At 45.1% G+C, this 22,972-nt stretch carries 14 protein-coding genes; 7 read left to right on the top strand and 7 right to left on the bottom strand.

Translation table 11 applies throughout. From position 1 onward, the window contains the following. Window positions 1-72 precede the first annotated feature (72 nt). Window positions 73-1,452, top strand: coding sequence for a S8 family serine peptidase (locus ACFS7Z_RS15935; protein WP_377486516.1), 1,380 nt, complete (start codon window positions 73-75; stop codon window positions 1,450-1,452). A gap of 666 nt (window positions 1,453-2,118) precedes the next feature. Then, window positions 2,119-3,525 (top strand): S8 family peptidase, encoded by a 1,407-nt coding sequence (locus tag ACFS7Z_RS15930; RefSeq protein WP_377486513.1) that lies wholly within the window; start codon window positions 2,119-2,121, stop codon window positions 3,523-3,525. A gap of 660 nt (window positions 3,526-4,185) precedes the next feature. Here the strand turns inward: ACFS7Z_RS15930 and ACFS7Z_RS15925 are convergent. After that, window positions 4,186-4,512 (bottom strand): hypothetical protein, encoded by a 327-nt coding sequence (locus ACFS7Z_RS15925; RefSeq protein ID WP_377486510.1) that lies wholly within the window; start codon window positions 4,510-4,512, stop codon window positions 4,186-4,188. Between the two features lie 1,063 nt (window positions 4,513-5,575). On the opposite strand from ACFS7Z_RS15925, the gene ACFS7Z_RS15920 reads away from it, so the two are divergent. Then, entirely contained in the window at window positions 5,576-7,987 is a 2,412-nt protein-coding gene (locus ACFS7Z_RS15920) for a PAS domain-containing sensor histidine kinase (RefSeq protein WP_377486508.1), read from the top strand. Between the two features lie 124 nt (window positions 7,988-8,111). Here ACFS7Z_RS15920 and ACFS7Z_RS15915 read toward each other — a convergent pair whose 3' ends face one another. The 6 genes from ACFS7Z_RS15915 to ACFS7Z_RS15890 form a co-directional block, all read right to left on the bottom strand. Beyond that, entirely contained in the window at window positions 8,112-8,570 is a 459-nt protein-coding gene (locus tag ACFS7Z_RS15915; protein WP_377486505.1) for a cold-shock protein, read from the bottom strand. 63 nt (window positions 8,571-8,633) lie between these two features. Beyond that, on the bottom strand, window positions 8,634-8,861 hold the full coding sequence (locus ACFS7Z_RS15910; protein ID WP_377486502.1) for a hypothetical protein: 228 nt from the start codon (window positions 8,859-8,861) through the stop codon (window positions 8,634-8,636). A gap of 132 nt (window positions 8,862-8,993) precedes the next feature. Then, the gene (locus ACFS7Z_RS15905) at window positions 8,994-9,185 is read right to left on the bottom strand and encodes a cold-shock protein (RefSeq protein WP_377486499.1); all 192 of its coding nucleotides are present in this window, start codon (window positions 9,183-9,185) and stop codon (window positions 8,994-8,996) included. 173 nt (window positions 9,186-9,358) lie between these two features. Beyond that, on the bottom strand, window positions 9,359-10,552 hold the full coding sequence (locus ACFS7Z_RS15900; protein ID WP_377486496.1) for an adenylate/guanylate cyclase domain-containing protein: 1,194 nt from the start codon (window positions 10,550-10,552) through the stop codon (window positions 9,359-9,361). A gap of 43 nt (window positions 10,553-10,595) precedes the next feature. Next, the gene (locus ACFS7Z_RS15895) at window positions 10,596-12,803 is read right to left on the bottom strand and encodes a tetratricopeptide repeat-containing sensor histidine kinase (protein ID WP_377486492.1); all 2,208 of its coding nucleotides are present in this window, start codon (window positions 12,801-12,803) and stop codon (window positions 10,596-10,598) included. A gap of 169 nt (window positions 12,804-12,972) precedes the next feature. Next, a complete protein-coding gene (locus tag ACFS7Z_RS15890; RefSeq protein WP_377486489.1) occupies window positions 12,973-16,950 on the bottom strand; it encodes a S8 family serine peptidase in 3,978 nt (1,325 codons plus the stop codon). 806 nt (window positions 16,951-17,756) lie between these two features. Between ACFS7Z_RS15890 and ACFS7Z_RS15885 the strand changes: the two genes are divergently transcribed. From ACFS7Z_RS15885 to ACFS7Z_RS15870, 4 genes are all read left to right on the top strand, one after another. Beyond that, on the top strand, window positions 17,757-19,046 hold the full coding sequence (locus ACFS7Z_RS15885) for a serine hydrolase domain-containing protein (protein ID WP_377486486.1): 1,290 nt from the start codon (window positions 17,757-17,759) through the stop codon (window positions 19,044-19,046). A 105-nt stretch (window positions 19,047-19,151) separates the two neighbouring features. Continuing rightward, window positions 19,152-19,349 carry a hypothetical protein gene (locus ACFS7Z_RS15880; RefSeq protein ID WP_377486483.1) on the top strand — a complete coding sequence of 66 codons (198 nt, stop codon included), beginning with the start codon at window positions 19,152-19,154 and terminating at the stop codon, window positions 19,347-19,349. A 439-nt stretch (window positions 19,350-19,788) separates the two neighbouring features. Next, window positions 19,789-20,154, top strand: a complete 366-nt coding sequence (locus tag ACFS7Z_RS15875) for a BlaI/MecI/CopY family transcriptional regulator (RefSeq protein WP_377486480.1) — start codon at window positions 19,789-19,791, stop codon at window positions 20,152-20,154. An 11-nt stretch (window positions 20,155-20,165) separates the two neighbouring features. Continuing rightward, on the top strand, window positions 20,166-22,697 hold the full coding sequence (locus ACFS7Z_RS15870) for a M56 family metallopeptidase (RefSeq protein WP_377486477.1): 2,532 nt from the start codon (window positions 20,166-20,168) through the stop codon (window positions 22,695-22,697). The last annotated feature ends 275 nt before the right edge of the window (window positions 22,698-22,972 follow it).

Below are 22,972 nucleotides of genomic sequence, written 5' to 3'. Positions count from 1 at the left end.
CCATAGCGCCCGTTGAATATTAGTTTTGCTTTGGTGGGATAGTTCTTTTCATCCCCAAAACATTCGTTACACATGAAAAACTTTACTAGCTTTCGCCCTCATTTTAAAATTGCAGGCAGCACGCTTGTTGCCGCTTTTTTCCTGTGCCTCCAGGCCTGTGAAAATATACCGGAAGAGGCTGCACCGCAGGATGCCGGATTAACGGCAGTCTCATCAGGTGCCCTAAGCCAAGCCGAATTTATTGATGGTCATTATATCGTCGTGCTAAAGGAAGACCAAACACAGGTGAACAGAAACGTACCGGAGGGTTTTGAGCAGAGAAGACAGAAAGCTAAAGCCTATGGCCACACCATATTAAATGAAAAGGGTATACCTACTCAGGCACTTTACTCTGCTTATAGTTTTGCTTTATCAGGATTTGCTGCCAAACTTACTCCGGCGCAGGCTAACACCTTGCAGGCAGATCCTCGTGTGGCTTATATAGAGAGGGACCAGATCGTAAGACTTATAGAGCCTCTTGCACGCGTCTCAACTACCACTGATGGGACAACAAGTGCCGAAGCTCCTCCTGGCGTAACCCGTGTAGGTGGTGGTACCGCTACTTATACTGGAACAAAAAGAGCTTATGTCATTGATACGGGTATTCTTATGTTTAATAACAGCGAATCAGAGCTCATAACACATCCGGATCTGAATACCGAAACGAGCAGAGATAGAACTTATAATGCATTCTGTGATGAAATCAACCCTGATGGAAGCATTGAGACTTGTACGGAAACAGACCGTTATCCAAACGATGGTAATGGGCACGGCACCCATGTAGCAGGTACCATCGGGGCAATTTTGGACTCCAAAGGAGTAGTGGGAGTGGCTGCAAATGCATTGGTTGTTCCTGTGAAGGTATTAGGTACAAATGGTTCTGGCTCTTTGTCTAACGTGCTGGAAGGACTGGATTTTGTGCATTATGATGGAACTGCCGGTGACGTTGCAAATATGAGCTTGGGAGCATCGGGCTCTACAACATTAGATAATGCAGTAATAGAAGTTGCTGATAAAGGGATACTGTTTGCCATTGCTGCAGGTAATGATGCAAGACCTGCAAAGAACTATTCTCCTGCCAGGGTAAACCATAGAAATGTTTTTACAATTGCCGCGATGAGTACAAACCAACTATCTGATGGCACCTGGTCAGATTCCTGGGCTTCATTCTCCAACCATGGGCAACCGCCTATAGATTATATTTCCCCCGGTGTGAATGTTTACTCTACCTGTATTAAAGTTGTTGAGACCGCTGATGTAAAGTCATATGAACCTGACTACGCAAGTATGAGCGGTACCTCTATGGCGGCTCCACATGTGGCGGGTCTGCTGTTATTGAATGGAACAGCTATAAATACATACGATAAGGTAAGGCGCACCGCTAAAGATGTGTACAATGTAGCGCATAAGTAGCTTTTCTAATAAGGTTAAGCTACCAACAGTTTCTACCTTTCAATAGAAGACTTAAACCTGCTTATTAATATGCTTGCTGGCTCTGACACATGATGTGGTTTAGTGATATATAAAAGCCATCAACATAGCTTTACAATCTTCAAGTTTATGAATCGTATAACAACTATATCACTATTTCTTAGGCTGTTGCCTTTCTTCTTGACGGAAGTGAGGCAACAGCCTAAAAAAACCTCCATCTCATCTTATTGAAGGAAGTAAGGAAAGTAGCACCTACATTTTATTTTCAGATAACCTGTCGTACTTAAATAAATTACACATTAGAATAAGGAGACCTTTTACCTTATGTCCTGCTGTCACCTCAGCATCAAATATTTAAGCAATAACACATTCTTAAATCTGATCTTTTTGTACCTTTAGACGAGTTAAACTCCTTCTTTCAGCATTCTCAAAAAACAATTAGATCTGTAATTGTTACTTCCTATAGGGTCTCATAACATTCTCATCTAAAAAACAAAGTTATTAGATGTTAAAATGTAACAAGTATTATTTTAACCTTCTATTTTCCTGCTTAAAGCCTAGTTGCTTTAGATAGCGAACCTTCCTGTCAGATTAATTTTGATTTCTCTTACTTAACAATTGTTTAGTTCTCACCTTAATCAATTGTTTATGAAGAAAAATTATTTTACAGCGGGCAGATCTGCCGTAGCTGTTGCAGCATTATCTGTTGCCTTTCTGACAGGTTGCGAGAAGGAATCCTTCACAGAAGATGAAACGCTGGCGCTGACGGAAGAGTCGCAGGCAATGGCATCAAGAGGACAGGAATTTGTAGCCAATGAGGTACTTGTAAAGTTTAAGGCAGGTGTGTCGGAAGAGGCCAGAGCAGCTGTGCTTGCCCGCATCAGCGGCAAGGTAAAGGAGCACGTCCTGACAAAGACGATGGAGCGTCTGGGTGACAGGGAAGGGTTCTTGTTGGTACATACACCAATGGCTGCTCTCGATGCAATCAGCAAAATGAAGGGCGGTGCAGAAATAGAGTTTGTAGAGCCAAACTATATCTACCAGCACCACGCTACGTCTTCTGACCCTTATTATACCAATGGCTCTTTGTGGGGTATGTATGGTGATGCTACATCACCTGCAAACCAGTATGGCAGCCAGGCTGGTGAGGCGTGGGCAGGTGGTAATACAGGTTCTACTTCTGTAGTGGTGGGTATTATTGATGAAGGTATTCAATACTCGCACCCCGACTTAAATGCTAATATCTGGACAAACCCATTCGACCCAATTGATGGCGTGGATAATGACGGTAACGGCTACGTAGACGATACCCACGGCTGGGATTTTGATGGCAATGACAATGAAGTGTATGACGGTGGCTCCAGGGGCAGCCTTGATGACCACGGCACACACGTAGCCGGCACAATCGGCGCTGTTAATGACGGATCTGGCGTGGTAGGTGTGAACTGGAACGTGACCATGATCTCCCTTAAGTTCCTGGGCCGCAGAGGTGGAACTACCGCTAATGCAGTAAAAGCTGTGGATTACCTGACAGACCTCAAGTCCCGCCATAGCATGAACATCGTAGCCAGCAATAACTCCTGGGGCGGTGGCGGTTTTTCACAGGCGCTATATGATGCTGTCAATCGCGCCAATGCAGGAGATATCCTGTTCGTGGCAGCTGCTGGTAACGGCGGCAGTGATGGCGTAGGTGATGATAATGACGTAACTGCAAGTTTCCCTTCTAACTATGATTTAAATAACGTCATCGCAGTTGCCGCTATTACATCTACAGGAGCTAAGTCTTCTTTCTCTAACTATGGTGCTACCACAGTAGATTTGGGAGCTCCTGGATCTGCTATCAACTCCACTACAGCTTTCAATACTTATTCTTCTTACAGCGGTACCTCTATGGCTACGCCGCATGTAACAGGTGGGGTTGCACTGTATGCAGCATCTCATCCTGGTTCTACTGCTGCCACTATCAAAAACGCTATACTTAGCAGTACTGTTCCCACTGCTTCCTTAGCAGGCAAGACAGTAACCGGTGGTAGGTTGAATGTAAGCGGATTTTAACCCTTACTGAATTTTTTACTGATTCATATGCTTCTGATCCCCGTTAATCTGTTTGCTAACTAACAACAGATAGGTGAACAAGCAAATTAAAACACCAAGGGCAGGTATTATATACCTGCCCTTGGTGTTTTAACACTGCTGTTTGAAATTGTATTGCTTCCTCAAAAACTAAAGAACATCTTTCAGGAATAAATCGTCACGAGGCTTCTGACGCAAAGGATGCAGCGCTCTTGTTTAATATAAGTACAGGAAAGTGTCTTAGCGGGAGGTTTAAAAGGTACATTATTCAGTCTTTCCGGAATATAAAATACGCCTAAAGATCTATGACCAAACCTTCTAGTAAAGAGAAGTTTGCACCAGAATTCAAGCTACTTGTCTACCGGGTAATCTGATTGCAGTATTTCTCATATGCGTTGCTCAACGGCGGGTGTCACCTTCATTTCCTGCAACGGAGCGCGACTTATACGGCCGGCTATAACTTACCCTTTGTAAGAGCAGATGCTTACAAGCACCACCTCCTCGACATCATGCTGTGATCGCACCAACTGCTCTACGTTTGGCAGTTCACTGTAAGCCATGCTGGTGGCGCGTTCTATGCCTCCAGAAACTCCTGTTTTTACGGCTACAATCTGTTTCTCTGTAAAAGCGCTTCTATAGTGCTCACTTTTTGGTATCTACTACCATTATAAATTTGGCTTTACGGCTTATTTTCTGTTCCAGAACCTCCAGTGCTGTCTTCATACTTTCCACGGCTTTGGTTTTGGCCTCATCCCGTAGTATGTAATGGTAATTCTGGTATTTTTTTTCATCCTGCTCATTAAAGCACCTGGTAAAGTTCCTTACTTCGGGGTCCCGCACATGCGATGCCTCATTCAGATAGGCAACTTTGAAACCCTTATCACAAAGCTGCTCCGTGGCAGAGTATGCAGATTCAAAATCGTCGAATCCTGTGAGCAAATAGCCCGTCCTTAAATCAACAAATTCCATTTACAGTAAATTTAATTAACTTATTTATCCTACCTCTTTACAAAGATCAGCATGATGGCTTCGGTTGTTTTGCTGTCAATCTTCTTGATTTTGTTCCGGCACCAGGTTGAAATGTATGCTGTTCCTGCTTTATTCCAGAACGAGGAAAGAATTATACTATTTCATTTATATATACTATACATGAAAAATCTTTAGTTAGTGCCCTTATTCTCTGGATTTAAGTATTAATTCTAAAAGTTAAGGTTTTAATCCCCTTCACAGGAATGGGTTTAACCTGCATTACCTGCTGCTCTACCTCCTTGATCTGACAGATGTCTGACTTCTTTCTATTTCCTGCTGGCACAAGATACGGTTGAAAACCCGGTGTTTTTTGGAAACGAGCGAATCTTCCGCTTCTTTGCCTCCAACGACAGCTTCCAGCTGGAATCAAACGACAACACGACATGAAGTGCATCTATAACCTTATCTCCGTTGCCCTTCATCAACCCCTGGCGGAGAATAAATAGCCATCGATGTAGAACAGGGAGAAAATTTGTTTTTAAAGTGGCTGAAAAGGGTAACGGACTATGAGCTTGTACCATGATATTCTTACAGAATAAGTTTATGAATGCCCGCAGACCCGGTACAAAGGACTAAAACAGGCGGGCCTGAGCACGTTCATCATCAAGACGATTGTGGAATGACACAAGGGAGAAACCTGGTTTGAGAGGGAAGTAAAAAACGAAACTACCCTTTATATCCGCGTGCCCAGGAAGTAGCAGGGGGTATACCTGCCTCTAGGCAACAGGCTTTAAATAGAGTAATTTATCTCCTTTATATGGCTTGTCTCTTGCGGTTTATTATCAAAAATTCTATTTTTAACTAACCAGAACGTCGTTGTTTCTACTTGGCCTTCGGGCTATTTAGCTCCTGAATTTGGTGCAGTGTCAGGAATAAACCAGCAGGGTCCTTAGAGCCCCGATACTTAAATACCTGAACTGATGCTGCGCAAGATGTGCTATTTAACCTAAACCTATCGTTATAAGTAGCTCAGTCGAACTGCTTAGGAGGAGGAAAGACAGGTATGAGAAAAAAGAACGCTTACGTTGACTTCATTAACGCATTTCAGGAACCTTCGGCTCTTAGCCAGCTTGGTGTGCAGCGGGACTATTCGAATCTCATTCAAGTAGTTGAGGCTGCCCCAGATGCATACCTCATCCTGACCCCGGACCTCAGAATTGTATTGGCCACGGATGCTTACTTAACCGCCAGGCAGTGCCAACGGGAAGAACTTGTGGGAAAGTACATTTCTGACGTTTTCCCGGACACTCCCGAGAGCTCACTTGACTATTTTATAAAGAGTTTGAGGGCTTCTTTCGATAAAGTGCTCGGATCAAAAAAAATGGATCAGATGGTCCTTCAGCACTACGATGCACACCAGACTACTTACCTTGCAGAGGGATTAGAAGAAAAGCACTGGATTCCTTCTAACACGCCAGTGCTGAATGAGGCAGGAGAGATTATGTATATTATACATAAATTGACAGACGTTACAGACCTGTTTCAGAGCAAGGCAACAGAAAAGAAACTCCTCTTACAGCAACACGCGCTGAAAGACAAACTTGAGCAACTCCGGGATGTTGAACAAAAATTAAAGGATGCGCAGCAAAGACTCGAGGAAACGCAGACACTGGGGCATATCGGAAGTTTTGAGGCTACGTTCCCGTATGATGACATCCGGTGGTCTGATGAGCTGTTCCGCATTCATGGGTTGGAGCCGCAAAGCGAGAAGATACTATTTGAGACCTGTGCTTCCTTTGTTCATCCGGATGACAGGGAAGCATTTGATAAAACCTTAGCGGCTTATTACACTGAACAGAAAGAGCTGAACTTTATCTACAGAATTGTTAGGAGCGATGAGGCAGTACGGGTACTGCACGTGATAGGCAGAATTGTGTACACGTTAAGTGGCAAAGCACACAAAGTTCATGGCACCATTCAGGACATAACAGAACAGGTAAAAGCAGAGCAGAAGATACGCGAAAATGAAGCATTGCTAAGCCAGACAGAAAAGATAGGCCGGGTTGGCAGTTACTCCTGCGACATTGCCACCATGCAATTGCAGTTCTCAGATGGCATGTTCAGGCTATTGGGTTACGAACCCGGTAGCTTTGTACCAACGTTAGATTTTATTGATTCCGTCTCTCAACCTGATGATGCGCTGGTTGTCCGGCAGATACTTGAGCAAGCCGCCAAGACAAAACAGCCTTATGAGTATTTACGCCGCATATACCGGCCAAACGGGAAGATGTTTTACATGCACAGCATAGGCAGGGTTGAATGCGACAGCGAGGGCAATGCCAAACGATTTATAGGTATTGTGCATGATATTACGGAACGACAGCAGGCAGAAGAAAAGCTTCGGCAAAGCGAGTTTCATTACCGCATGCTGGTAAGTAACACGCCGGATATTATTACCCGCTGGCGCGAAGACCTTGAACTGGTGTTCAGCAACCAACATTTCGAGGCAGTAACCGGTTTGCCTGTTACATCGCTGTACCTGAAAGCTGCTCCTGAGGCGGAAAAGCAGGAAGGTTCCAGCCTGTCCTGGAAGGAAAAAGTGGGACTGGTAATGGAGATGGGCGAACCTCTGGACCACAATCATTCCTATGACCTTCCCTTTGGCAGAGCCTACTACCATTCACGCCTGGTGCCGGAATATGCCGATGATGGAACTATAAAAAGTGTGCTGGTGATTGCACGGGATATTTCTGCTTTAAAGAAACTGGAACAGGAAAACCTTAATCTGCGGCTAAGCCAGCAGAAGGATTTGCTTCTGGCTATTATGGAAACGCAGGAAACGGAGAGGAGGCGCATAGCCGAGGCGCTACACAGTGGCATCGGACAGCTCCTGTACGGGGCCAAGCTCAACCTGGACCAGTTAACCCGTGTTAAGGTAGCACAGGATGCATCTAAAATAAAGGCCACGGTTTTGAAAACAGACCAGATGCTGCATGAGGCCATCAAACAGGTCCGCACTATCTCTCATGAACTCACCCCATCTGTATTAGAGCATTTTGGGCTGGAGGTTGCCTTCCAGCAAATGTGTGTGCCGTTCAATACAGAAGATATGGAATTACAGTGTGAGGTTTTTAACCTTAGGCAAGACGTGGAAAGGCACTTGCAGGTATGTGTCTATCGTATTGCGCAGGAGCTGGTAAATAACATCATCAAACATGCAGAGGCAACAAAGGCAAGCCTGTTAATGCGGGAGCAAAAAGATTCTCTGGTGCTGTTGGCTGAAGACAATGGAAAGGGGTTTGCACCGGAGCAAATACAGACGGAAGGAATAGGTCTCAAATCAATTCAGGACCGGGTGAAGCTGTTGAACGGCACCATGCGCATACATTCTGCCCCAAACCAGGGCACGCTGGTACAAATCACCCTGCCCTTGGGTCCTGTACCTGGCAGGGGGCTACATAGAAAAAGGCTTTAAACTTAATGCCTTCCGGCATCAGGTTTAAAGCCTTCATATAGCTTTCAGTACTTGCTGTACTTATATTGCAGACGCCGCATACTTATCCCGTGAACGAAGATCGGACAGTAGCTGCGAAGATTTTCTATTTAATTAACTTCACGTTTACGGCGTTGAGGCCTTTTTGCCCCTTCTCAACCTCGAAGGTAACTTTATCATTCTCTTTCACCGAGTCTTCTAAACCATTCTGGTGAACGAAAATGCTTTCCTGCGAGTCGTGGTCTTTGATAAAGCCGTAGCCTTTAGAAGTATTGAAGAATGTAATAGTGCCTTTTCTGAGTAAATCAGCCGGATCCAGATCTTCATGCTTCGGCACACCAATCTGAATATCCTCCTGCTTCACCTCTTTCTTCTTTCTGGTAGGATCCGGAGGAGTATCCGTAATGTTTCCTTCCTCATCTACATAAGCCAGCATTTCATCGATGCCTTTTCCTTTGCTGGAATTCGCCAGGCGTTCTTCTTTCTTCTGCTCCTTGTCTTGTCGTTTCTTTAGTTTCTTCTTTTCTTTTTCTTTTTTACTAAAAGTTTCTTGAGATCTACCCATATATTGTTCTTGAAATTTGGTGTTGTTATGTAATATATACGGAAATGGCGGCCTTATGGCCTTTTAGTAGCGAAACAAAAAGTTTGTACCATTACGTATCCACTTCTCGAAAAATGAATTGTCGTTGTACTCGCCGGACACTAATTCGAATTCTGGCTTGTTTTTATTGGCTCTCGAGCCCATAAAGTTTTCAAGAGAATCCTGGTTATTCGGCTCCCACTCTTGTCCTTTTTGAAGTGCAACACAAAGGTACTCGCGTGTGGTGGTATCTACTAAATATTTTCTGTTCATTGGAATAAATTTTAGCCCTATTTTTTTATTTTAATAAAGGAGCAGGATTGAAAAAGACAGCCGGTAAAACCGCAAGAGCAAATAAAAAAGCCTTACTGCATGTAAGGCCTTTTTATTTGTTATATATTCAAACTAAGCACGCTTCACATTAACAGCGTTTAGTCCTTTTCTGCCTTCCTGCAGTTCAAAAGTTACTTCGTCGTTCTCTTTGATTTCGTGTACTAGTCCAGATGCGTGTACGAAGTATTCCTGATCTGAATCTGATTCCTTAATAAATCCGAACCCTTTCAGGTCGTTGTAAAATTTTACTGTTCCGTTATTCATATTACTTTGTTTGTTATATACCTACTACATTTCTGGTGGCATATATGTTCATTATATGGTACAATATACAATAAAATAATTATAATTCTTAATAACGGCGGTATTAATAGAGAAAGATCATAAAATAAACTTATCTGTCCTTGGAAATTTACTTATTCTGGTATTCTAAGGCTCTATCTGTTCTTTTTTTGCACCGTAGAAATTTCTGCCTGCTCCAGTCCTTTCTCCACAAAATACATATTAACCTCCCCTTTATTTTTCGCCGGAACTTTGCCCCGGTAGAGGCAGCTAAACCACTCTTTTACCATCTCAAAAGTGGTGTCTGAAATGTTAACGCGGCCACCTTCACTGCAGGATTCCATTCGGCTGGCGATATTTACGGTATCACCCCAGATGTCGTACGCAAACTTATTACGGCCTACTACCCCCGCCACCAGAGGGCCGGTATGCATGCCAATGCGCAACTCCCACATGGGGAGCCCGAATGCAGCCTTTTTCTCATTTATCTCCTGCATGTGTGCCTGCATCTCGAAGGCTGCCAGAATGGCGTCTACAGCATGGGTCTGGTTTGATACTGGAATGCCCCCGGCACACATATACGCATCGCCGATGGTCTTTATCTTTTCCAGGTTATGTTTCTCCACAATCGTATCAAATACCAGAAAATAATTGTTTAGCTCAGCCACCAGTTCCTGTGGCGATAGCCCTTCCGCAATACTGGTGAAGCCCACAAAATCTGCAAAAAGGACCGTTGCGCAGTTATAGAAGTGTGGTGTAGCCTCGCCTTTTTCTTTCAGTTCATGCGCCACCTCAGCAGGGAGAATGTTAAGCAGTAGCTTCTCCACCTCTTCCTTTTGCTGGTTCACCTCCAGTGTGCGCTCCAGCACCTTTTGCTCAAGGTATTCATTTGCCTCTTTCAACTCATGTATCAGGTGCTTGTTGGTGCGGCGCAGCTGAAAGGCTTCAATGGCATTATCTACCGTAATCTTCAGTTCCTCCTTGTCCCAGGGCTTTACAATGTAGCGGTAAACTTTACCTGTGTTCACTGCTTCTATAATAGATTCCATATCACTGTAACCTGTCAGGATCATGCGAATCATGTCGTTGTCCTCCGGGAGGTTCTTCAGGAACTGTACCCCCGTCATGCGGGGCATGCGCTGGTCGGTAATCACAACGCTTACATCCTGTGTTTTCAGAATTTCAAGTCCCTCTTCCCCTGATAGGGCGGTGTAGACTTTATAGAACCTTCTGAAAGCAGATTTAAAGACAACCAGGTTATCCTCTTCATCATCTATGTATAGTATAGATGGTTTTTCATAGGTTTCAGCAGGTAGTTCCACGGGCTGGTCCAATGTCGTAGTTTCCATCCTTTATAATTGTTACGGGTTTATTTTTCAGGTTTAAAGTGCCTTACACTGCTGCCATTACTTTTTCCTCGGATGTACCTGAAAGTACAAGCGGGATCCTGATGGTGAACTCTGTGCCTACACCTGGCTCTGATTCTACATCTATTTTGCCATGGTGTTTTTCAATGATGCCGTAGGTGATAGACAGGCCTAACCCTGTACCTTCCCCTACATCCTTGGTGGTGAAGAAAGGCTCGAAAATGTGTTTTTTCACTTCTTCTGTCATTCCCATTCCGGTGTCTTTTATCTTTATGACCACATAGTCATCCTCTTTATAAGTTTTAATGGCAATGGTGCCTTCTCCTTTAATGGCCTGGGCAGCATTGTTGAGGATGTTCATGAAAACCTGGTTCAGCTGGCCCGGGTAACAATTGATCTCCTGCAGTTCTCCATAGTTCTTCACTACTTTGATTCTGCCTTTTATCTGGTTGTTGAGTATGACCAGCGTAGAGTCAATTCCTTCGTGTATATTTGCTTTTTTGAGGCTGCTCTCGTCCAACCGTGTGAAGTTCTTCAGGCTCTTCACGATTTCCTTTGTGCGGGTAGCCCCGTTTTTAATGCTCACCAGCAGTTGTTCTGACTCCTCCATCAACTCCTCTACCTCCATTTCTTTTTTGATCCGGGCCAGTTTCTGCAGCTGCATCTTGTTGTCTTCTTCCGGTTTCAAAGCAAGGTAGCCGCTCAGCACCTCCATTATATCAGCAAAGTTGGCCCTTAGAGAGTCTATACCTGCCGACACGAAGTTGATAGGGTTGTTTATTTCATGTGCCACCCCGGCCGTGAGTTGTCCAAGGGAAGCCATTTTCTCAGAATGTATCAACTGTTCCTGCGTGCTTACCAGGTTGTGGTAGGTTTGCTCCAGGTGATCGCGCTGGGTGGCTATTTCTTCTTTCTGTGCATGTATCTCCGCATTTTTGTTCTTGAGCATTCTGTTTGCCTTTGCCTTATTGCGGATGTTAAAGAACAGGATAAGGGCAATAAGGACAATGAGCCCTAAACCAACCAGAAGCGCATTGCGGAGCACATGCTGCCTTTGGAGGGTTGCCTTTTGCAGTTCCCGGTCTTTTGTCAGCAGGTCTATCTGCGCCTGTTTCTTTTCATTTTCATAGTTGGCCTGCAGGTTCTCTATCTTCTTGTTTGTTTCAGTGTTGTAGAGCGAGTCTTTAATGGCAAGCAGTAGGTTCTGATACTCATATGCTTTTCTGTAATCTGCCAGCTCCCCATAGGCCTGGGCTATACCCTCATAAGAATCTTTAAGTTCGTAGTTAGCCCCCAGGTCTGCAGCAATACTACTGGCACGCTCATAAGAAGCCAGCGATTCTGTTGTGTTGCCCATCCTGTTCTGGAGGTCACCTATGTAATTGAGGGCCTGGGCCAGTTCTAGTTTAGCTGATGCAGCTTCAGCTACTTTCTTTGCCTTCTGATGCTGTTGCATGGCTTTGGCCAGTTCTCCGCGGGCAGTGTAAATCTGGCCAATAGCATTCAGTGTATAGGCTACTTTGTTTTCATTTCCGGAATTCTCCAGAATGTCCAGTGCCTGCTGGTAATAAGACATGGCTTTTTTATTGTCGCCCTGTTCAAAATATATCTCCCCGATGTTCACTGTCAGGGTGCCAAGGGTAGTTTTGTCTCCTACTTCTTTGCTCAGCGGCAGCGCCTGCAGGTAGTAGTCTAGGGCTTTGTCATGCGTGGCAGGGTTATGGTAGTACTGCGCGCCAATATTCAAAAGGGCAGTCGCAATTCTAAGCTTGTCACCCGTTTCTTCAGCGACCCTTAGTGACTTCAGGTAAAACTCGATAGCCTTGGCGTCCCATCCCTGAATAGAATAGACAACACCAATATTATTGAGCATATTGCTTGCACCCACCTTGTCGTCTATACTTTCAAATATATCCAGAGACTGCTGCCAGTAACGCAGCACCTTGGGGTAACTTCCTTCGCCTACGTAGGCCATGCCAAGGCTTTTGAGCGCATACGCTTCGCCACGCGGGAAATCATGCGTTTGTGCTAATTTCTGGGCCTGTTTCGCATATGCGATAGACTTAGCCTGATCTACCCCGTTGTACGCTTTACTAAGTTCCAGAAGAACGTTTACTTTTGATGTGTCTTTTGCTGTAGTCAACAGGTTCTGCAGACTGTCTATATTGCTATTCTGGGCGAAAGCTGTGGTAAACAGGAATATCGACAACAACAACAAAATTACCTTTTTCATGACGCGTGTTTTAAGACCACATTTCATTTTTCGCTATAAGAGGTATAAGTAAACCGGAATAGGCAGCAGCGCAAAGACGCAGAAAGTTACTTTGTGCATTTCTCTGTGCGCCTCAGGCTGCTTAGCCTGCACGGTTTACTTACCTGTTATCCTTCAAATCATTTTTTCACTACTGTTTAATAATTCTATATTGCCTCGATACATCACCATACTCCATCTTAAGCAGGTATAAGCCCGGCTTGAGGTTTGTTACACTGATGTCGTTCAGCGCATCCTTGTTACTTAGCTTTTCTTTCAGACAAACCCTGCCCAGTGCATCATACATCGTTATGGCTACTTCAGTGTCTCCAAGTCCTTGTAAATCAATCTTAAGATTGTCTCCTACTGGATTAGGGTAAATTAGAATTCCGTCATCCAGGAGTGGTGAGCTGCTCTGCAGGCTACTGGTACTGACACTGCTAAGGAAGACACCATCGGTGCAAGACGTACTAGGGCCTCTATCGTTGCTTTTACACCTGGAGGAAGTAGAACTGGCTTCTGAAGCAATGGAAGTCCTTTTTGTGCCTTGGTTACTTGTCAGGCTCCAGTAACATTTATTGCCATCAAACGCAATGGAGAACGCATAATGCTTGCCTGGTTTGAAAATTTTAGGGATACAGGTACCGGGAACTATAACCGGATCAGTGCCTTCAAAAATTAGTTTGTTATCTGCACCCGGCGGCACACAAACAGCTACAGCATTAGGATTGTCGTACCAGAAATGAGCTATATATCCGGACCCATTTGTCTCTACACATTCCAGGTAAGGTTTTACTGCTTTCACTCCTGTGCCTTTCGGATTCACAGAGAAGATAGCCGGCAGCCCATAGGAGGCATTAAAGTTGTTTGACAGGAGTGTGGCAGGCGCCCATAAATGGGTGCCAACAGTATACCCTGTAATCAGGTTGATGGCATAAACACTTGAGAGTACTTCATCTGCTTCATTCAGTATAAGAATGGCTTCTTCATTATTTCCAGCCCCAATGGTATTACTGTTCATCACACTGGAGGCATTGATTACAAAGGATGAGTTATAAACTCTGAGCGAATTGATTACAAAGGAGGCGTTCATCACCCAGGTAGCGTTGTAAACACTGGAAGCATTTACATCAGGGGCAGCTATCTGGTTTAGAACTGAGCTGCTGACATTGATGACAAAAGAAGAATTGTAAACAAATGCGGCGTTAGCCTCAGCTGCTGCACTTATTAAAAAGCTTTTGTTACTGATAGATGCCAACTGCAGGAGATGACTTTCAGTCACGAGCGCTACGCGATTAGTTTGCAGTACTTTGTGTGCCTGTGAGAGCTTATTCCTGATGAGCTGTATTTTATCATCGCTGTTGGCAATAGGAACAGGGAAACTGTAAGTATAGGTAAAGCCCTGTATGGGCTCTCCCTCCGAAATTGCCAGATCATTCGGAATAATCTCCACCGCAATTTTCTCTATCTGGAGGATTCCTGGTTCGTAAACGAACTCATACCTATCGGACAAGGCAAGAACAGGGTGACCACTTCTAATGTGAGGAGTAACAACATAGGCCCCTACATCACTCAAATCTGTTGCAAGCGTAGTGAAGCGTAAATCAGTAACTGAAAGGCTGGCTGGTGCATTGGTGATGGTAGCCGCATAGGTAGCAGGCATGCTGTCACCGTATCGCTTGGTTGTGTTCTGCACTTTTATAGTAACAACTGTTTTCGGAAACAGGTAAAGCGCATTAGAGCAGCCTCCGTCTGGCACTATTGTGGTGCCGGAAGCGGGGCTGCAGACACGAATGGCCGGGTTTCCGGTGAATGCTGGTATGATTGCCTGCAGTTCTGTCTCGCTGATGAAAGTGGTAGCCACTGCTACTCCATCAAACGTAATTTGAGAAATGCTTCCTCCGGCAGAATTTTTAAAATAGTGTCCTTGCACCTTTATTGTACTTCCTGCAGCAACAGCTCCAACCACTACGAAACTCTCCGCAATAGGAGTAGGGGTGGCAAATGTGGAGATGGCAGCATCCGGCCTGATAAAGCCATAGCCTGATACATTGTCTCTGCCTGCCTCACCCATATCGAGGGCACTGCTGCGTAATTTTGACCTTACGGCAGCAGGAGCTAGTGAAGTACCTTTGTACTTTTTGTGAGCCTCCAGGAGCAATGCGGCGGCTGCTGCTGCATGTGGTGCCGCTGCTGACGTGCCAAAGAAGTTGGGGAAGGCATCCGGTTCTAGGTTAACACCACCTAATGATACAGTTGTATTCCCGCCGTTGGGAGCTGCAAAATCCGGCTTTTCTCTGGTGATATTTACAATTCCGTTTGAGGCATCCCGAAGGATAGGGGTACCTCCTCTGGAAGAGAATGAAGCGATAGTAGGTGGCGTTACACCATAACGGGGAGTATTGGAGTAGAGCACAGCACCCACTGCTATTGCTCCCGCAGCATTCGCCTGCCCTGTAATAGTGGAAGTGCCGCTACTATGTTCCCATATTGCCGCGTTCCCTCTGAAAATGATATACTTGAAAACTGGAGGAGGGCCTGTTGAGGTGCTGGCATTGGCCACCATGATGTTAGCGACAGCACCGCCTGCCGAAACATGAAAGGCCATGCCTTCAAATGGGTAGGTGCCGTCACGGTTATAACCGATGATAATACCGCCGCTGTCGTCTGTGAGGTAAAAATCCAGATCATGTCCAGCGTCGCTTACCCATTGCATAGCCACTGTATAACTGCCTTCCGGCAGGTAGAGCCGCTGCAGATAATCTCCCCCACTGAAATTATGCACTGTTTTGCCATCCGGCGATGCCATAGGATTGAACTGGCCCTGATAAGACCGTACACCGAAATTTCCGGCCGCCGAAAAGTAAGTAACTCCCTGTGCCGCTACCTCATCTACTGCCTGTGCCACAACACCATCCTGAAAGAAAGGCTCGGTGATATAGGTGATATCATCCACGATAAGATGGCAGCCAGCATTTTTTAGTTCCCGGATTCCCTCAGCCATGTCAAGGTGCCCGTTAAAAGCAGTCCGGAAGGCCAATGTCGCCTTAGGGGCTACATCATGGATGATTTGAAGCATGGCACGGCCTTCGTCTGTGCCCAGCCCGGAGCCGGAAGGCAGGTCTCGCAGCACCTGCACCGGGGTCGGATTCAATGGGTTCTCCACACCCGGCAGGTCACCCTGCTGTACATCAAGCAGCGCCTGGTTGCCCAAACTGGCATTGTAGCTGTCTGACAGAACTCCTATTTTAATACCTTCGCCTTTTACATTGAATCCAGTGCGGGTAAGGTCAGTGCGCTGTGCCAGATCTCCCTGGCTGGTAACGGCACCTCCGTTTCGTACAGGTGTGAATCCTGGCAGGGCCAGCCTCAGGTTCGGCAGGCTGTTCAGATCCGGCAGCTTAGAAACTGGCAGCCATCCTGTAATCTGCAATCCTAAGACATTGGCTTCAAGCAAGCCCATACCGTTCACATCCCCGAGCAGGGCTGCTGTTTTACCTTCTAAAGCAATAAGGGTTACAAATACATAGCGAACACCTCCGATAACCTCTATCTGGTATACAAAATCTGTAGGAATGTTGCCACCGGCAGCAAGAATCGATAGCTCAGAACCTATTTTGCCAAAGGTTTTCCCGGGAGTGGATGTGGTAGTGGTCACATTCGGGCTGATACTGCCAGTAGTAGCGCAGAAAGTAGAACTGCTATTTGCAGTCACTGACTTTGGCTTGCCGCTAGGTCCGGTCACAGTCCAGGTAAGTTCAGCGCATTCATATTCTACAGAAAAGGCAGAAAAAACTCTCCCCGGCTTAAACACATGTATGTTATTACCTGTCACCAATACGCCTGCACAAGATAGGGAGCTACTCTCAGGGGGAATGGAAACCTCTGTTTTACTTGGATTATTGTAGCCGAAAACAGCGATGTAATTACCTGTTTCCGGGGAAATGCGGACGCACTCGAGCATCGGTATGATTTCTGTCTCATCAGCAGTTGCACTTTGTGAGATAGCTGGCAAGGGTGCGAAGAGTAGCGCCAGTACCAGTGACGACCAAAAAGAAATACAGGTGGCAAAAGCTGCTGTCAAGCAAGGCCTGCCGCTATTTACTGAAGAAGTAGATATGGCTGTCATGTAAGTTGGTTAAAGTGTTGTACCTGAGATATCAGAATGACAGACTGCTGCAGTTGCGTTTTGGTGGGCTTTCCAAAGGGGCGGGTAAAAACATTTCAGGAAGGTGCTCATGAAATGAGGGTGTAGCAGTAAAGAGAGGGGTGCAGTTACAATATACAGTTGATATTGAAAATATAACCTTGGTGCAGGGGCTGTAGCAGCAGTTATAGGACTGCAGCTTACATATATGATGTAGCGATGTTCCTGTTTTAAACCGCTGGTTGCTTAGTGGTTACGTGCTGAAGCTCTTAGACTTTCGGAGGAAAAACTGTAGGAGCCTGTGCTGATCTTTATAAAGTTATACTCATATGAATTTATTTATTTTTTATGATTATTTTGACTAATAACAATATACTGTTAATGCTAAATATTAGCGATACAGAAGAGAAGTATATGGTGAAGGAAACATAATGAACAGAGAGTAGTTTATTATTTCCTGCCAATAATGTAGTTTAAACATCAATATTTAAAGCTTTCAATCCTATAGAAACCGGGAAAGCCTGTTATGGGTTAGTTTTATATGAGTTAATTATCCGGTACTATAACCGGTAAAACAGCAAGGTATAAGTATAATACAAAGTGGAGGCTATGGCGTAATGCAACAGTAAGCTATTTGAAGGATGGTTTAAAGCTGCACATTTAACTGGCATATAAGGTATGAAGATGAAACAGCAGTTCTTTTGAAACAGCAGATCTTTCATCGAAGATGTATATCTTGTTCTTCAGAAATGAATTAGCAGGAAATATAATGACTCATCTACTCGAACATGAAGAACCTCTACACTATATTGATACTGGCTTTAGCCGTAACGGCTACCGCTCAGACAAATTCTATCAGGAAATCAAAGCCCTTGTCGGTAGCTTCTCCTGAAAAAGCCGGCATGTCGCCTGAACGCCTGGAGAGAATAGATGCGATGCTGCAGCAAGCGGTTGCAGAAGGGGATGTGCCCGGTGTGGTCGCTCTTGTAGCCCGAAACGGCAAAATAGTCTTTCATAAAGCCTATGGAATGGCAGACAGTGAGGCCGGCCGGCCTCTGAAACGGGATGATATTTTTCGCATTGCTTCACAAACCAAAGCCATTACTGCCACTGCAGTCATGATGCTCTGGGAGGAGGGTAGGTTTCAACTGGACGACCCTATCTCCAAGTATATCCCTGAATTTAAAAACCCGCAGGTGTTGAAAACTTTTCAGTACAAAGACACCAGTTATACCAGCGCTCCAGCCGCGAGAGAAATCACCATCCGGCAGTTGCTGAACCACACCTCCGGACTTGGCTACGGAAAAATAGATGCCGATGAGCGCATGAAAATGATATATCACAAGGCTGGCGTGACGGACCTCTTTACAACAGAAAACATCAGCATTGGGGAAAGCGTGAAAAAGCTGGCAGCACTGCCCTTGCACCACAACCCTGGGGAGAAATTTACTTACAGTGAAGGACTCGATGTGTTGGGGTATTTTGTTGAGGTAGTGTCTGGAATGCCTTTTGATGTTTTTCTGAGAAAGCGCCTCTTCGAGCCACTCGGCATGCACGACACGTGGTTTTATCTTCCGGCAGATAAGGCGAATCGGCTGGTGGCGGTGCAACGACAGGTAGATGGCCAGTGGCGCCAATACCCTGTTACTTTCTATGATCCGGATTACCCTGTTAAGGGGGCAAAGCAGTTTTTCTCCGGAGGAGCAGGATTATCCAGTACTGCCAAAGATTATGCTACATTTCTGCAGATGTACCTGAACGGAGGAGAACTGAACGGCAAACGATTCCTGAGCCGGACTACCGTACAAGCCATCATGGGCAACCATACAGGTGACCTTTGGGGAGGAGATGCTCAACATTATGGGCTTGCGTTCGGCGTGCTGACGCAGCAGGGGCAGGACATGGGCGGTAAAGGCAGCCAGGGCACTTTTGACTGGGGTGGATACTTTAACACACAATATTTTGCCGACCCTAAGGAAAAGGTTATTGGAATACTGATGAAACAAACGCAGGGCACTACAGCTGATAATACAGGCTGGAAGTTCCGCCAGTTGGTTGGACAGTCGATAGATGATTGAATGGTAAAGAAGCTGCCTGATGAGCGGGATTTTTAAAGCAGCACAAGCGTACAGGATATCTAAATGCGTTTTATCCACGTACGCTAACTGAAACAAGAGCTAACTATGGAAGAACCTAAAACACTAAAATCGCTTGGGAAAATCCTGAGAGATCCATCTGAACTGGAATCGTTGATGAAAAACCCGGGTAAGTACGGGCTGGATTTTTATAAGTCTTTAACAGCTAAAGACAAGCAATATGTTGCTTTTGCAGCTGCAGCCGGGCTCATTATATATGGGCTTAGCCTGAGCAGACACAAATAAAGCAGAATTGAAAGCTTTATCAGCAGGATAAGACAGTCAACCACAAAAGCCCTACCTGAACTCAAGTAGGGCTTTTGCTTTTACCTTCCCGGCCTCTCTTATGTAGCCTTCAGTTACCGCCTTTGCCGTTTATTATAAACCTTCAACTGCCTTCCTTTGCTGTTACACCTCTTTTAAAGCATTTGATGCTTCCTAAAATACTTGTCTCATACCTGGCGCAAGTTATTTGATTTAGCATCATCCATAACAATACCATACTTCAAGGCTATACAACACGTGCTTTTTAGAGCAGTTTTTGTGGCTTTCTCCCTCACAGAAAGCAGCTTCACCTCAATTTTTTATGCATTAACTTTAATTTGTTTCCTAGTTGGTTGGTTTTACTACTAATGGATTAGGATTACTACTAATTTATTAGTAGTATTGTATAAACATTACTACGATGCAGAAACTAGGTAAACGAGAAGAGCAGATCATGCAGGTTATATGGCGGCTGGAAAGTGCCTTTATAAAAGAGATAATAGAGGAGATGCCAGAGCCCAAGCCGCACTACAACACCATCGCCACTATGGTGAAGATTCTGACGGAGAAGGGCTTTCTGAGTGCAGAGAAACTGGGGAACTCTTACCGCTATACACCATTGGTTGCCTTGGCAGATTACAGGAAACAGGATGTTGCCAGCATTAAGCGCAAGTACTTTGGCAATTCCTTCTCTAAAATGATTACTCATTTTGCCAGGGAAGAGAAGCTGTCAGACTCCGAACTGGACGAAATCATACAAATTATAAAATCCCAAAAATCATCTTAACCTAATTTGCCATGATGGAATATCTGCTTAAGGTCTCTTTCGTGATTGGAATAGCCTTACTGTTCTACAAATTCGTGCTGCACCAGGAAAGCTTCTTTTCCACAAACAGGATATACCTTCTTGGGTGCATTTTGCTGGCTTTTGCCCTGCCTTTTGTCACGGTGCCTCAATTTGTGAGCCACCAGGGATACCTGGATTATGTTTTTCAGCAGGAGAGCCAGCCGGAAGCCAACATAGAACAGGAAGCCCCTGCTGTTACGGCTCCTTTAACCTACTCCACAACAAAACCCGCCGAAGACCTATCACTTCCTGCTTTACCTCAACAAACGCCCACTGTTGCAGCAGAAATGGCAGAAGTGCAGGAGGCACCGGTATTTTCCTGGACCCAGGACTGGCTTTTCCTGCTGGCGATGCTCTATGTCTTTGGTGTCGTTGTTTTTACCCTTCACCTGCTCGTACAGGTGGGAAGCATTCTGTATAAAGGAATCAGCAGCACTGACAAGGTACAGGATGGCGAGTATGTTATCGTGAATACAGAAACAAGGCAGGCACCGTGCTCTTTCTTCCAGTACATCTTCATCTATCCGGATGATTACGACTTCGCAACTTATGAGCAGATAATTGCGCACGAGAAAGCGCATGTCAGACAAGGGCATTCCCTTGATCTGTTGATTGCTGAACTGGCGGTTATCGTCCTGTGGTTCAACCCGCTCATGTGGCTTTACAAGAAAGAGATTGAGAAGAACATGGAGTATCAGACCGATGCTATTTTGCTGGAGAAGGAGCAGGTAGACAAAGACCTGTACCAGTTAAACCTTTTGCAGATAGCCTGCCCTAACAAACCCCTCAGTATTACCATCAACTATAATCAGTCGCTGCTAAAACAAAGAATTATCATGATGAATGCAAAGAAATCCACGCTGCACAGTTACTGGAAGTATGCTTTTCTGGCTCCGCTTTTCTTCGGGATTATCCTGTTTATGAACGAGCCGGCAATTAGCCAGGGCAATCCGCAACAAGAACCAGCAGCGGCATCTGTTGCGGCACCTCCTGTTCCAGAGAAGGAGCCTCTCCCGCTACCAGAGCAAATTCCTGCTCCTGAGGGTACACCGGTTAAAATGCTGGCTGAAGGAGGAATGCCTGTCATTAGAGAAATAATTTCAGAGGTAAAAAAGGAGGTTCTTTCAGAAAAGAGAAGGAACGGCTACTCCATGAATATCAATGGCAGGCAGGTGGATATGTCCGAGGGCTATTGGTACAGCAACCAGGAAGGAGGGGAGTATTGCCTGCAGTTTAAAGGAAGCAAGAATACCTCCAGCTGGAACATGTCCAGGTGCTTTGACAAAAGCCTGTTCCAGAAGAAAGGAGACAATTTATTCGTGATGACGAAAGAAACCGGTACGCTGCAGCTGAACGGCAACCTGGATGCGGAAGTTGGGCAGGGGAAGTATACGTTTACTGAGGACGCTTCTTTTAAAAAGTATCTGGCTGACAACAATATTACCAGCACGAATAAGAACCTGATGTTCCACTTATTCTTCGGGGATGTAAGCAAGCAGTATGTTGATTACTTAAAAAAGAACTACAATGAGGTAGAGGGAGAGCGCTTACTGGAATTAGCTATTCATGGGGTATCTATGAATGATTTTCAGAACTACAAGGCTCTGTTCCAGAAGTACAGCAACAAAACACCTTCCATCAGAGAAGTAGTGGAAGCACGCATACACGGTATAGACGAGGCTTATGTGCAGGAATTAGAAGGAGCAGGCTATAAAGGACTACCCCTCCGCAAAATGATGGAAGCAAAGATTCATAACGTTAGTGCCAGTTACATCGAAAGTTTGCAGAAAGCCGGCTTTACGAACCTGGCAATGGATAAAATCATTCAGGCCAAAATCCATGGGATGACTCCGGCCAGGATAAAGGAAATGCAGGGGCTTGGATTTGGGGAACTGAGCCTTGACAAGATGATAAAGTTGCAAATCCATCATGTAGATGGTGCTTTTATAGCAGATTTAAAATCCGCTGGACTAGATAATCTGACCCTTGATCAGATGACAGAAGCAAAAATTCATGGCCTCAATGCAGCGTCTGTAAAAGACATTCGCGCTTTAGGCTTTGATGACACTAGCTTCAGAGACATGATATCAGTTAAAATTCATGGGGTGGATGCTGCCTATATTGCAGACCTGAAGTCCGCAGGATTTGATAATCTGAGCCTGGATCAGATAACAGAAGCAAAAATTCACGGGCTGGATGCAGCGGGCATTAAAGCCATCCAGACTTTAGGTTTCAAGGATATGAGCTTTAGAGAGATTGTATCAGCGAAAATACATGACGTAGATGCTGCCTATATAGAAGACCTGCGAAAGGCAGGACTTCAGAACCTGACAATAGACAAGGCAGTTGAAGCCAAGATACATGGCATAGACAGCAGGTTCATTGCAAAAGCCAAGCAGGAGGGGTACGATTTAAAAACAGTTGATGAATACGTGAGGCTGAAGATACACGGCATGGCGTTGGAGTCGCTGAAAAAGAACTGATTTTTTGTCGGGTGATAGGAGGAGGCCTTTTGCAGGAAGGCTTCCTCTATCCGGGCAGAGACTGTGTATATGCTGGTGGACACCTATCCATTCCTCTTTTTCCCATTGCTTTTAAGCCCCGGCCACAAAAAAGTCCACAGGGTTGTGTAATGTTTTTTTGCCAGTGTCGTCTCCTGATAAAGAAGAAAAGAATATTTAAATAAGCTGAGCCCCGTGCAACCTTCGGAAATTCTCATTGTCTTTGAGGTGCAACAGCGGACCCGGTAAAATACATA

The sequence above is a fragment of the Pontibacter toksunensis genome (assembly GCF_042686245.1).
GTDB lineage: Bacteria > Bacteroidota > Bacteroidia > Cytophagales > Hymenobacteraceae > Pontibacter > Pontibacter toksunensis.
Note: the sequence above shows the minus strand (reverse complement) of the source record. Positions and strands in the feature narration are given on the sequence as shown.

Excerpts from the sequence above, each read along its gene's own strand:
- ACFS7Z_RS15935 (WP_377486516.1), top strand. The coding sequence starts at position 73 with ATGAAAAACTTTACTAGCTTTCGCCCTCATTTTAAAATTGCAGGCAGC.
- ACFS7Z_RS15930 (WP_377486513.1), top strand. The coding sequence starts at position 2,119 with ATGAAGAAAAATTATTTTACAGCGGGCAGATCTGCCGTAGCTGTTGCA.
- ACFS7Z_RS15925 (WP_377486510.1), bottom strand. The coding sequence starts at position 4,512 with ATGGAATTTGTTGATTTAAGGACGGGCTATTTGCTCACAGGATTCGAC.
- ACFS7Z_RS15920 (WP_377486508.1), top strand. The coding sequence starts at position 5,576 with ATGAGAAAAAAGAACGCTTACGTTGACTTCATTAACGCATTTCAGGAA.
- ACFS7Z_RS15915 (WP_377486505.1), bottom strand. The coding sequence starts at position 8,570 with ATGGGTAGATCTCAAGAAACTTTTAGTAAAAAAGAAAAAGAAAAGAAG.
- ACFS7Z_RS15910 (WP_377486502.1), bottom strand. The coding sequence starts at position 8,861 with ATGAACAGAAAATATTTAGTAGATACCACCACACGCGAGTACCTTTGT.
- ACFS7Z_RS15905 (WP_377486499.1), bottom strand. The coding sequence starts at position 9,185 with ATGAATAACGGAACAGTAAAATTTTACAACGACCTGAAAGGGTTCGGA.
- ACFS7Z_RS15900 (WP_377486496.1), bottom strand. The coding sequence starts at position 10,552 with ATGGAAACTACGACATTGGACCAGCCCGTGGAACTACCTGCTGAAACC.
- ACFS7Z_RS15895 (WP_377486492.1), bottom strand. The coding sequence starts at position 12,803 with ATGAAAAAGGTAATTTTGTTGTTGTTGTCGATATTCCTGTTTACCACA.
- ACFS7Z_RS15890 (WP_377486489.1), bottom strand. The coding sequence starts at position 16,950 with ATGACAGCCATATCTACTTCTTCAGTAAATAGCGGCAGGCCTTGCTTG.
- ACFS7Z_RS15885 (WP_377486486.1), top strand. The coding sequence starts at position 17,757 with ATGAAGAACCTCTACACTATATTGATACTGGCTTTAGCCGTAACGGCT.
- ACFS7Z_RS15880 (WP_377486483.1), top strand. The coding sequence starts at position 19,152 with ATGGAAGAACCTAAAACACTAAAATCGCTTGGGAAAATCCTGAGAGAT.
- ACFS7Z_RS15875 (WP_377486480.1), top strand. The coding sequence starts at position 19,789 with ATGCAGAAACTAGGTAAACGAGAAGAGCAGATCATGCAGGTTATATGG.
- ACFS7Z_RS15870 (WP_377486477.1), top strand. The coding sequence starts at position 20,166 with ATGATGGAATATCTGCTTAAGGTCTCTTTCGTGATTGGAATAGCCTTA.